This is a genomic window from Piscicoccus intestinalis NBRC 104926, from assembly GCF_001515525.1.
GTDB classification, from domain to species: Bacteria; Actinomycetota; Actinomycetes; order Actinomycetales; family Dermatophilaceae; genus Kineosphaera; species Kineosphaera intestinalis.
On record NZ_BCNQ01000141.1, the window covers coordinates 1 to 11,695 of the forward strand.

An 11,695-nucleotide genomic window follows, 5' to 3' on the forward strand; every position below is an offset into this window, starting at 1 on the left:
GTCGTCGGCGCCGGCCTCGCTCGCGCCGTGGGAGGCGGTCGTGCTGCGGCGCCGGGCGGGCGCACACGCGTGACACCGGCCGCCTCCGCGACACCCGCGTTCGAGACGGTCAATGCATCGGGTGTTCAAGACGCATAAGTCTTTTTCGCGGCTGGATGGCGGGCGCAAAGATTGACGTTCCAGGACGTCCGATATAAAGCCGTCCAAGACGGTGCTGCACATTCTCGGGCATCGTTGTGTCTGCGTGAAGTGCTGCGCTGCAAGGAAATTGCTCAATTGGTGGAACGTCCGTAATTTATCCCTGCCGGCCCCGCGCCGGCCGCCGAAGAATTCCTCGCAAAAGCTGCCGGAATTCCGTTATGGGGCGGCCGTCTCGGGCCGATGGGCTTGATGTCCGGGTGGTGGCGACAACGGCGAGGAGACGGCGGTGCAGACGCAGATCGAGGGTGGCTCGGCGGCAGGCGCCGGCCCGTCGTCGGACACGCCGAACGAGTTCGGGGCGTACGCCGAGCTCTACGACAACCACGTCGCGATCGCGCGCTGCATCCGCGGGTGGTCCGAACGCATGGTTCCCGACCTCGTCTCGCGAGGGCGCCCGCCGGGCAGCGAACCGGTGTGCGAGGACGACTACCTCCTGGGCTACCTGCGTGCGCTGCAGGACATGGCCGACCTCCTCGTCGACGGAGACGGTCTGCCCGACGGCCCGCTGTTCCAGAGCCGAGGCTGAGTCAGCCCGGCGGCCGGATGCGGCTGCGCGACGGGCGCCCGGGGCGTGTGATGATGACCGGGTCATGGCCGATCTGCACCTCACCAGTCCCGCGAACCCGCGGCTGAAGTCGCTCGTCGCGCTGCGTCGGCGGCGCGTGCGCGACGAGGCGCGGGCCACGCTCGTCGAGGGCCTCGAGGAGACGGTGCTGGCCGTGGGCGCCGGGGCCCGGGTGCGGTCGCTGTACTACTGCCCGGAGCTGTTCGGCGCCGCGACCCAGGGCGCCCTGCCGCAGTTGCGTTCGGCGGCAGGGGAGTCGGTGCGGCTGAGCCGGGCCGCGTTCGAGAAGGTCGCCTACCGGGAGGGTCCCGACGGCATCCTCGCGGTCGTCGACGCGGTCGGGCACGAGCTGGGCGCGCTGCGGCTGCCGCCGCGGCCGCTGCTGCTGCTCGCGCAGGCCGTCGAGAAGCCCGGCAACCTCGGCGCGATGCTGCGCACGGCCGACGGCGCGGGCGCCGACGCGGTGCTCGCCGCCGACCCGGTCACCGACTGGGGCAACCCCAACCTCGTGCGCGCGAGCAAGGGCACGGTCTACAGCGTGGCGGTCGCCGCCGCCCCCGCCGCGCAGGTGCTGGACTGGCTCGCCCAGCACGACATCGCGCTCGTCGCGACGACTCCCGACACCGACCTCGACTACGCCGACGTCGACTACACCGGCTCCGTCGCGATCGCCGTCGGCGCCGAGAAGACCGGGCTGACCGACGACGTGCTGGCCGCCGCGACGCAGCGGGTGCGGATCCCGATGGCCGGGCGGGCCGACTCCCTCAACGTCGCGACGTCGGCGGCGATCGTCGCCTACGAGGCGGTGCGGCAGCGGCGCCGCGCGGTCGACGCCCCGTCGCCGACCTGACGTTTTGCTGTGGGACGATTGGTGACATGCGACTCGACCACGTCTCGTACGCCGCCGAGAAGGACGGAGTGCGAGCCACCGCTGACCGGTTGGCACAGGCACTGGGCGTGCGGGCCGTCAACGGCGGGGTGCACCCGAGCTTCGGCACCCGCAACGTCATCCTTCCCATGGCGCACGGCCGCTACGTCGAGGTCGTCGAGGTGCTCGACCACCCCGTCTGCGACAAGGCCCCGTTCGGGCAGGCCGTGCGGGCGTGTTCGGAGCGCGGCGGCGGCTGGCTCGGCTGGGTCTGCCGCGTCGACGACATCGCCGAGTTCGAGCAGCGGCTCGGGCGGGAGGCGGTGCCGGGCCGCCGGATCTTTCCCGACAGCCGCGAACTGACCTGGCGGCAGATCGGCGTCAACGGGCTCATCAACGACCCGCAGCTGCCGTTCTTCGTGCAGTTCGACGACCTCGACATGCACCCCTCGCGGGCCGTCGACCTCGAGCCCGACGTCGTCATCAAGACCCTGACGATCGCCGGCGACCCCGAGCGCGTGCACGAGTGGCTCGGCACGGACGCCACCTCCACCTCGACCGTCATCGGCTTCGACTTCGTCGCCCCCCGCGGCACCGCCGGGCTGTTGAGCGTCACCTTCGAGACGCCGGGTGGGCTCGTCACGCTCTGAGGCTCGCTTCCGTCCTGCTCGTCGAGGTGCCGCTGCCCGTCCTGTTCGGTTGAGGTGACGCCGCCGGTCCCGTTCGTCGAGACGTCGTTCTCGGCGCGTGGGACGGGACCGCCCGGTTGCCGCCGGACCGCCTCCGCGGAGGTGATTCCGTCGAGTTCGGCCGGTCCTGTCAGATGGCACAGGCTCCCGTGCGAATGGCTGGGCTGGGTGGTCTGGCTGGGCTGGGTGGGTCCGGGGGCCTGTGGATAACCGGCCGGGCCGCCCACGCGCGTCTGCGGCGCTGGTCAGCATGACCGGCGGTATGCACCATGGTGGGCATGACGCAGGCGACATCTCGAACTCGGCACCGGTGGACCCGTGCTGAGCGCGACGCGCTGCCCGACGACGGCCGGCGCCACGAGATCATCGACGGGGAGCTGTACGTGAGCGCCTCGCCTCGGCCGCGGCATCAGCTGATGTCTGCGGAACTGCACGCCCTGCTCCTGCGGGCATGCCACGAACACCCTGAGCTCGAGCTCATGGCTTTCGCTGCGCCCACCGACGTCGCGCTGGCCGACGACACCGTCATGGTGCCGGACCTCATCGTCGTGCCGTTCGCCCTCATCGCCGAGCGTGACATCCCCGGCGCGCCGCTCATCGTCGTCGAGATCCTGTCGCCCAGTACGCGTTCGGTCGACCTCGTGATCAAGAAGGACCGGTTGCGCCGGGCCGGGGCCGCGCAGTACTGGGTGGCCGACCCCGGTCAAGTTCTGATAGGGGTCCAATACCGTCGAACTGGGATATTGTCGAACCAGAACGGCAGGCCAGAGGCCGCCGCGCAAGACCTGCCAGCGGCAGTGAGCGGATCTCCCCGGTAGTCAGCGTGGCCGGGCACGCGGGTGCCTCCCGCCAGTGGTGGTGAGGACCGGACACCAGCATCCCTCCCTCACTTCCTTTGGAGACCCATCATGGCTCGCGGAATCAACACCGCTGCTGATGTGCCGTCCACGACCATCGACGGCCAGGACATCAACCAGATCTGGGGGGAGTTCCAGCAGACGCTGGACCTCGCCAACCAGCGACGTACCGCCATCGCGTCGCTGTTCACCTTCGACACGACGCTGGAGTCGGACGTCGTCGGTCAGATGGGCGCGGGTGACGACTTCGAGGAGGCGTCCGAGTTCGGCGTCCCGACCTCGATGCGGACCACTCACTCGGAGGTCCGCATGGGCTTCCCGATCCGCTGGTTCGACAAGGCCAGCCGGTACACGTGGGCGTTCCTGCGGGACGCGACGGCCGACCAGGTCGCCACCGTCCACGCGCAGGCACTCGAGGCGGACAACCGGCTCGTGTACCGGGGCGTCCTCAACGCGCTGCTGAGCAACGTGAACCGTACGAACGAGGACGGGCACACCGTCTTCGCGCTGTGGAACGGCGACGGCCAGGTCCCGCCCGAGTACGCGGGCGAGACGTTCGACGGCGACCACACGCACTACCTCACCAGCGAGTCGGCGACGGTGGATGGTGCGGACCTGCGGGACCTCATCAACCACGTGACCCACCACGGCTACGGCGTGGGTGGTGGTGAGCAGCTCGTCATCCTGATGAACCCGGCGGAGACCGAGGCCGTGCGGGGGCTGCGGGTGGCGGACGGTTCGCCGTACGACTTCATCCCGTCCGAGTCCGCGCCGGCCTACTGACGACCGAGGTCCTGGTCGGGCAGCGCCCGCCCGCTGAGTACGAGGGGCTGAAGGTCATCGGCGGGTTCGGTCCGGCGTGGATCGTCGAGGAGTACTTCGTCCCCAAGGGCTACGTCATCGCGTTGGCGACCTCGGGTGCGAACTCCGACCGGAACCCGCTGGCCTTCCGGCAGCACGTGCGCCGTGAGTACCAGGGGCTGCGTCAGATCCCCGGTCCGAACGGGCAGTACCCGCTGGCGGAGTCGTACTACTCGCGGGGCTTCGGTGTCGGTGTCCGGCACCGGGGCGCGGCGGCGGTCATGCAGGTGACCGCCTCCACGACGTACACCCCGCCGTCGCTGTGAGACCCCGGGTGGCGTCGTGCTCAGCCGGTGACGCGGCGCCACCCGGTATCACCGGCTTCACCGGCAGTCGGGAAGTACGACCATGACTGCACTTGCAGACCAGATGCTCGCCGCGATCAGCGAGGCCGAGCGGCTGGCACCGGACAACGGCCACCTGGTGGAGGACCCCTTCATCTCAGAGGTCATCCAGACAGCCGCAAACGGGCGTTGGAGCGTCGAAGACCACGACCGGGACGGCTACCCCGCCCCCAGCGTTCGCCTCGTCTCTACGGGCAACCTGCGCGAGGACTTCGCAGAGACCGTCACCAGCGAGTCCGAGCACAGCGGGTGCTGCCGCTGCCACGCTGCCAGCCCCTACGCCTTCGGGGACCCACCGGTCGACCACACGACCAAGCACCTGTGGGTCTCGGCGGGGTCAACGATCGTGGACCTGTACTTCTGCCAGTCGTGCGCGGCCGCGCTGGAGCGCGATTTCGCGCCGCTGGTGTGGAAGGACTGACATGGCTTCCAAGCAGTGTCAGGCGACGGTCAAGACGCCGGACTACGAGAACTTCGGCAAGCAGTGCACGCGGCTGGCTGTGACCGGTGCCGACTTCTGCGAGCGACACGGGGGAGTGGAGCAGGCCAGCGATCGGGACGCGATCCGAACTCGCCTGGACCGTCCCCGGCAGCGGTGCAGCGCCACGACCAGCGCAGGGAACCCGTGCAAGAAGTGGGCCATCCACGGGGCGACCGTCTGCCGGACCCACGGCGGCAACCTGCCGAACGTCCGGGCGAAGGCCAAGGAGCGGCTGCTGAGCATGGTGGACCCGACGTTGGTCGAACTCCAGAAGATCCTCCAGAAGCCCTCCACCACGGATGCCGACCGGCTGCGTGCGATCCAGATCGTCTTGGACCGGACGGGTTACCACGCCAAGACGGAGATGAGCGTCGAGCACGAGGTCAAGCCGTGGGAGGGACTGGTCGCGGGCGTCCTCAAGAGCAGCGAGGACATCGTGGACGCGGAGGTCATCGAGGACGAGGACGACCGTCCACCGCTGCCCTCGGATGAGGAGGTCCAGGCACGGATGGCCGAGTACCTGGCCGAGCGGCAGATCACGCTGCCGGACCCCGTACCGGAGAACGTCGTCACGTTCCCGACGTCGCGCAAGAACCCTCCGGCGCACCTGCGGTAGTCGTGTACGGGCGTCAACCGGGCTGGGCGATGGTCGGCAGCGTGCGGGTCGTAGCTCGTGTCCTGCGTCTGGACCACAACCACCTCCGACGCTGCCTGGACGGCCACGACCTGCCGGACACGGAGACGTTCCTCGCGCTACCCGAGTACCTCGGCGTCGAGCCGGAGGAGTGCTGGACCCCGCAGGTCGTCCAGGGCTTCTACAGGCGGCTGAGTCCCCGGCCGAGGTAGTCGCCCGTCGGTAGCCTGCGCCGTGTCTGAGATGGCCTGGACGGTCTCTCAGGACGGCAGGGCGAGGATCGGCGGGGTGATCGGTGCCGGGAGGTTGACACTCTTCATCGTTGATGCAGACCGTTTGCGGGAACGACTCGAAATGTTGTAAGGTCGATCCTGGTTCGGAGAGGTACTCCACCGCTGACGCGGAGGGGGTGCCTCTCTTCGTGTTTCCGGTGAAAGTGCTCCGACCCGCAAAGATGCGGCGCGTCTGAGCAATCACCGGTTAGCCCGACCGGTGCTAACAGCCGGTGTCGCTGAGCAGGGCGGTTCCAGGAGGAACCGTGAGACGTCCATTCCAGCCAGCGCGAGACATTCTTAAGCAGAAGCGTTGGACCGTTGCTGCGGCAGCCCGTGAAATCGGGGTCTCGCAGACGCATCTCGGAAACACAGTCACCGGGCGCAATCGCCCAAACGACATCGTGCGGGAGAAGCTCCCTGAGTTGCTCGGCGTTCCGCTAGAGGAACTCTTCTACCCGGACATGATCGTCATCCCCTTCTCTCCACGGCCCAGCCAGCACAGCCGTCGGAAGAAGGTGGCCGACGATGAGTGACCTCCAGTTCAGCGACGAGGCCATCGACAACGTGTACCGCTTCCTGCGAGCGTCGTACGCGCAGGTCGCCGCGATCATCAACAAGTCCGACGGTGGCGACGATGAGTGCTGAAATGCACGAAGTCCCCGGGATGGAGACCGGGGACTTCGTGGCGCAGAGCAACATCGGTGAACACGCTGATCCTTCGACGCAGTTCGATATTAGCCCAGTCGAATACGCGCAACGTGGGTGGCGCATTGTTCCCCTTCACAGGGGCCTGACCCCGGTTCTTGGACACGCTGAATCCAGCACGTGGTGCTGGGGAAGCGAGATGATCCGAGAATCATGGCTAGGAAGAACTATTCCGGCTCATCACAATCCACGGTGTAGTTGGGTGTGAGGGTGGCTGGCGCGTCGGTCACGGGTTAGGGGTCGAGGTCTCCCGAGGATGGGGGTTCTCACTCCAACCCATCCGGAAGACCTCGACGTGCCTGACGCTACCTTCGCGAGCCCTGATGTGACCACGTTCTGCCGCGTGGATGAGCTTGGTCTGGTGGTGGTCGGGCAACGCTTGGAGCCGCAGCGGGCGGTGCTCGCCTGTCGGGTCGTCGAGCAGGATCAGTGGTGTCGACGGTGCGGCTGCGAGGGCGTGGTGCGTGACACGGTGGTGCGTCGGCTCGCTCATGAACCGCTCGGTTGGCGACCGACTGTGTTGGAGGTCACGATCCGCCGTTACCGCTGCACCGGCTGCGGTCATGTGTGGCGCCAGGACACCACAAGAGCGGCCGAGCCGCGGGCGAGACTGTCGCGGCGGGCGTTGCGGTGGGCGTTGGAAGGCCTGGTGGTGCAGCACCTGACCGTGGCCCGGATCGCTGAGAGCCTGAACGTCAGTTGGAACGCCGCCAACGACGCCGTGCTCGCTGAAGGCAAACGGGTGCTGATCAGTAACCCGGCCCGGTTCGACGGGGTCAGCGTGATCGGCGTCGATGAGCATGCCTGGCGGCACACCCGCAAGGGCGACAAGTACGTCACCGTCATCATCGACCTCACCCCCGTCCGCGACGGCAAAGGCCCGGCGAGACTGCTCGACATGGTCGAGGGCCGCTCCAAACAGGTGTTCGCCAACTGGCTCGACCAACAACCCCAAGCCTGGCGCGACCGCATTCAGATCGTCGCGATGGACGGCTTCACCGGCTTCAAGACCGCCGCCGCCGAAAAGCTGCCGGACGCGGTGGAGGTGATGGACCCCTTCCACGTCGTCCAGCTCGCCGGTGACGCCCTGGACCGCTGCCGGCAACGCGTCCAACACGAAACCCTCGGCCGCCGCGGCCGCTCCGGCGACCCGCTCTATGGCGCCCGCCGCACCCTGCACACCGGAACAGCGTTGCTCACCAACAAGCAGAAGACCCGACTCGAGGCGGTGTTCAACGACGAGGACCACGCCGCCGTCGAAGTCACCTGGAGGGTCTACCAAAACATCGTCACCGCCTACCGGAACCCCGACCCCAAAGCCGGACGGCGCACCCTCAACAAGGTCATCGGCAGCATCGCCCGCGGCGTTCCCGCCGCGCTGGCCGAGCTCCGCAAGCTCGGCTCGACCCTGAACCGCCGCGCCGGTGACGTGCTGGCCTACTTCGACCATCCCCGCACATCCAACGGCCCCACCGAAGCCGTCAACGGCCGACTCGAACACCTCCGCGGCTCAGCCCTCGGCTTCCGGAACCTGACCAACTACATCGCCCGCAGCCTGCTCGAGACCGGCGGATTCAGACCCCAACTACACCGTGGATTGTGAAGAGCCACTATTCCGAGGAGTTTCGTCGTCAGGCCGTCGACTTGTACGAGTCCACCCCGGGTGCCACGGTCCGCGGCATCGCCGAGGACCTCGGCATCGTGCGTGGCACGCTGCGGGGTTGGCTCGAGGTCTACGGGACCGGCAAGAAGACCGCTGCTGACGGGACGTTGACCTCCAGCCCACTGCAGTCCAGGCCGTCGAAGAAGAACTCCTCGGCGCCCGAAGGTGAGACGCCGGAGCAGAAGATCGACCGACTGGAGGCCGAGAACGCGGCGCTGCGGGCCGAGACCACCAAGCTCACCACCGAGCGGGAGATCCTGCAGCGGGCGGCCAAGTATTTCGCCGGGGAGACGCGCTGGTGAGTCGCTTCCAGTTCGTCGCCGACAACTCCGCCACCTTCGAGGTGAAGCGACTGTGCGAGCTCGTCGAGATCGAGCGCTCCTCCTACTACGCCTGGCTCAAGGCAGCCCCGGCACGCGAAGAGCGAGCTCGGGCCGATGCCGAGCTCGCGGAGCGGATCAGGGCCGTCCACGCCGAGGACAACACTTGCGGTGTGCCGCGGATCACCGCCGAGCTCAACGACAACACCCCTGCCGGTGAGCGGGTCAACCACAAGCGCGTCGCGCGGGTGATGCGGGCCGAGGGCATCCGTGGCTATGTGAAGAGGCGGCGGGTGCGGACCACGATCCCCGAGCCGTCGGGGCAGAAGTACCCCGACCTGCTCCAGCGCGACTTCACCGCCGAGCGCCCCAACCGGCGCTACGTCGGCGACATCACCTACCTCCCGCTCGCGGACGGGACGAACCTGTACCTGGCGACCGTGATCGACTGCTACTCCCGACGGCTCGCCGGCTGGGCGATCGCCGACCACATGCGCACCGAACTCGTCGAGGAAGCGTTGAACGTCGCGGCCGCGACCCGAGACAGCCTCAAGGGCGCGATCTTCCACAGCGACCACGGGTCGGTCTACTGCTCCAAGGCCTACGCCCAGCTCTGCAAGAAGTTCGGCGTCACCCAGTCGATGGGCGCCGTCGGCTCGTCGGCCGACAACGCACTCGCGGAGTCGTTCAACGCCACGATGAAGCGCGAGGTCCTCCAAGACACCGCCTGCTGGCCCGACGAGCTGACCTGCCGCCGGCAGGTCTTCAGATGGCTCGTCCGCTACAACACCCGCCGCCGTCACACCTGGTGCGGCTACCTCTCCCCGTCCACCTACGAGGCCCGCCGGGCCGCTACGCTGCCAACCGCCGCGTAATCACACCCCGTGTCCAAGATCCGGGGGTAAGGCCCACACCATCAAGCGCGGGAACTGCACGTGCAAGGACGGGTCATCGTGCAAGAACGCGGGCAAGCACCCCCGGACGGCCAACGGCGTCAAGGACGCCACCGCGGACCCGGAGGTCGTGAGGCGATGGATGACGGCGTACCCGGAGACGAACTGGGGTCTGGCGTGTGGTGCCGCATCGGGCGTGTTAGTGATCGACATCGACACCAAGCACGACGGCTTCGCGTCGTGGCAGTCGTTCGCTGACGAGCACGGGATCGACCTCCGCGCGACCCTCACAGCGACCAGCGGCGGGGGAGGACGGCACTACTTCCTCACCTACACGGAGGGCGTCCGCAGTCGTAGCGCGTGGCTGCCCGGCGTGGACGTCCGCAGCGACGGCGGCTACGTCGTGCTGCCGCCCGGTCGTCACGTCTCGGGTGGCCGGTACCGGTGGGACAACCTCGGCGCGGAGGTCCTGGAAGCGCCTGTGAGCGTCGTTGAGTCGATCCGCAGTAGTTCGACCACCGGCAGCGACAGGGACGCTCTCAGGGACAGCGCCAGCATCCTGGATGGCATCCCGGAGGGTCAGCGCGACGACACCCTCTTCAGGTGGGCATGTCGGCTGCGGCGACAGCACGCATCCGACGCAGACGGCGGCCTGGCTGTGGTCCGGGCCCTGATCCTCGAGGCTGCTCGGCGGAGCGGGTTCCCGGAGCGTGACGCGCTCGCGAAGGTGGCGCAGGCGTTCAAGCAGGATCACAGCGAGGACGAGGCGCTCGGTGCGTGGGTCGAGCAGTACGGCGCTCTGCCGCCCAGGTCGCGGCTGAACCTGGTCACCGCGTCGGAGATGCGGAACCAACCCGTCCCCGAGTTCGTCATTGATGGCGTGCTGCCGAAGGGGTCGCTGTTCCAGGTGTTCGGGCAGACGGGCCAGTTCAAGTCGTTCGTGCTGCTGGACATGGCGCTCAGCGTGACGAACGGCATCCCGTGGATGGATCACGGCGTCGCGCATCGCGGCAGTGCGGCGCTGATCCTCGGTGAGGGTGGCTTCGACGCGGGGATGCGGCTCAACGCCTGGCTGGCCGGCAACCCGAACGCCACGGAGGACGGCTTGCTCTACAGCGTCGAGCAGCAGCTCGACCTCATGAGCCACGACGACGTGGACGCCATCATCGACGATCTGCTCGCGCAGACGGATGACTGGCGGCTGATCGTCTTCGACACCCAGGCGGACCACATGCCGTCCGGTGACGAGGACAAGTCGAAGGACTTCACGGTCGTGAAGCGCTCCATTCAACGCATCGCGCACGAGACAGGCGCTGCTGTCGGCCTGGTCCACCACACGGGGTGGGACAAGTCGCGGGAGCGCGGTTCCTCTCGGCAGAGGCAGGCGCTGGACGTGGTGATGCAGGTCGAGAACCAGGTGATCAAGAACATCAAGATGAAGGGTGGCGCGCCGCCGTTCGCTGACATCTCGTTCGTCATGGAGCAGGCAGCGGGGTCCGTGTACGTCCGCAAGGCAACGCTGGCGGAGAACCTCGGCAAGGCGGTGGACTCGCTTGAAGCCATCCTCAACAGCGACGGCGTTGAGGTCGCACGGTTCCTCAGAGACTATCCCGACACGTCCGTGAACGCGCTGAAGGTCGAACTCAAGTGGGGCCACGACCGGTGGCTGACCGCGAAGAACGCGCTGCGGCTGGAGGGTTACCTCACGAACGATGAAGACGCACGAGGTCGTGAGAAGAACTTCCGACTGACGGACGCTGGTCGTGAGTGGCTGGCGAAGATGTAGTGGTTCTAGAACCAGCTGAGAACCAGTTCTAGAACCACCGGGCGCTGGTTCTGGTAACTGGTTCTGGCTGGTTCTCTATAGAACCAGTAGAACCAGTACCAGTAGCCCGGAACCACCACGACGGAACCAGAGGGCCAGGAAATGACCACACTCGAGGACGACAGGGCAGTCGGGCAACGGCTGGAGCAAGCCTGGAGTGGGTGGAGCGCATCCCACCCACGACAGACGGACGTCCCGCGCTCCTACGAAACGGATGAGGAGTTCCTCCTCCGACTGCTGCGCAGCCATCCTGCCCTCTACATCCTGCTGGCCTCGCTGAACGAGACCATCAAGCCGGACCGGATCGACCAGTGGCCGGCCACCACGGATGCCGTGCTGGCGCTGAGGCTTCCCGTCGCCGACTACGACCGACTGCTGGACCTGCTGTCGGACCTGACCTTCGGCCCTCGGCCTGGACTCCTGCATCCGGGGGCGCTGCGCGTGTTTCTACAGAAGTTCTGGGTCCGTCGGTAGTTCCACCCGCCGAAGGCCGTTCGCGTGTTCTACGGGCCAT

Annotated in this window: 14 protein-coding genes; all 14 read left to right on the forward strand. The window is 67.7% G+C overall.

The features are described from left to right. The first annotated feature begins 427 nt into the window (after positions 1–427). Complete coding sequence (locus PINTE_RS17445) at positions 428–727, forward strand: hypothetical protein (RefSeq protein WP_068433315.1); 300 nt, start codon at positions 428–430, stop codon at positions 725–727. Between the two features lie 64 nt (positions 728–791). Next, complete coding sequence (locus PINTE_RS17450) at positions 792–1,616, forward strand: TrmH family RNA methyltransferase (RefSeq protein ID WP_068433316.1); 825 nt, start codon at positions 792–794, stop codon at positions 1,614–1,616. A gap of 26 nt (positions 1,617–1,642) precedes the next feature. Continuing rightward, on the forward strand, positions 1,643–2,284 hold the full coding sequence (locus PINTE_RS17455; protein WP_068433318.1) for a VOC family protein: 642 nt from the start codon (positions 1,643–1,645) through the stop codon (positions 2,282–2,284). A 317-nt stretch (positions 2,285–2,601) separates the two neighbouring features. Beyond that, positions 2,602–3,141, forward strand: a complete 540-nt coding sequence (locus PINTE_RS17460) for a Uma2 family endonuclease (RefSeq protein ID WP_169798564.1) — start codon at positions 2,602–2,604, stop codon at positions 3,139–3,141. A gap of 90 nt (positions 3,142–3,231) precedes the next feature. Beyond that, entirely contained in the window at positions 3,232–3,963 is a 732-nt protein-coding gene (locus tag PINTE_RS17465) for a hypothetical protein (protein WP_157087333.1), read from the forward strand. 122 nt (positions 3,964–4,085) lie between these two features. Further along, on the forward strand, positions 4,086–4,307 hold the full coding sequence (locus PINTE_RS17470) for a hypothetical protein (RefSeq protein WP_068433325.1): 222 nt from the start codon (positions 4,086–4,088) through the stop codon (positions 4,305–4,307). An 82-nt stretch (positions 4,308–4,389) separates the two neighbouring features. Beyond that, on the forward strand, positions 4,390–4,806 hold the full coding sequence (locus PINTE_RS17475) for a hypothetical protein (RefSeq protein ID WP_157087334.1): 417 nt from the start codon (positions 4,390–4,392) through the stop codon (positions 4,804–4,806). 1 nt (position 4,807) lies between these two features. After that, complete coding sequence (locus tag PINTE_RS17480) at positions 4,808–5,482, forward strand: hypothetical protein (RefSeq protein WP_068433329.1); 675 nt, start codon at positions 4,808–4,810, stop codon at positions 5,480–5,482. A gap of 41 nt (positions 5,483–5,523) precedes the next feature. Further along, positions 5,524–5,712: a hypothetical protein gene (locus PINTE_RS17485; protein WP_157087335.1), complete on the forward strand. Its 189-nt coding sequence runs from the start codon at positions 5,524–5,526 to the stop codon at positions 5,710–5,712. Positions 5,713–6,038: 326 nt separating this feature from the next. Continuing rightward, positions 6,039–6,308: a helix-turn-helix transcriptional regulator gene (locus tag PINTE_RS22155; protein WP_169798565.1), complete on the forward strand. Its 270-nt coding sequence runs from the start codon at positions 6,039–6,041 to the stop codon at positions 6,306–6,308. 467 nt (positions 6,309–6,775) lie between these two features. Beyond that, complete coding sequence (locus PINTE_RS17490) at positions 6,776–8,083, forward strand: ISL3 family transposase (RefSeq protein WP_068433339.1); 1,308 nt, start codon at positions 6,776–6,778, stop codon at positions 8,081–8,083. Next, positions 8,077–9,338, forward strand: a protein-coding gene (locus PINTE_RS17500) for an IS3 family transposase (RefSeq protein ID WP_373280175.1) whose coding sequence is annotated in 2 segments (ribosomal slippage) — positions 8,077–8,431 and positions 8,431–9,338 — 1,263 coding nt in all. Because the reading frame shifts where the segments join, the coding sequence is not laid out codon by codon here. Before PINTE_RS17490 ends, PINTE_RS17500 begins: the two co-directional genes overlap by 7 nt. A 40-nt stretch (positions 9,339–9,378) precedes the next feature. After that, entirely contained in the window at positions 9,379–11,142 is a 1,764-nt protein-coding gene (locus PINTE_RS17505; protein WP_245643027.1) for a bifunctional DNA primase/polymerase, read from the forward strand. A 141-nt stretch (positions 11,143–11,283) separates the two neighbouring features. Then, positions 11,284–11,655: a hypothetical protein gene (locus PINTE_RS17510; protein WP_068433347.1), complete on the forward strand. Its 372-nt coding sequence runs from the start codon at positions 11,284–11,286 to the stop codon at positions 11,653–11,655. Positions 11,656–11,695: the final 40 nt, after the last annotated feature.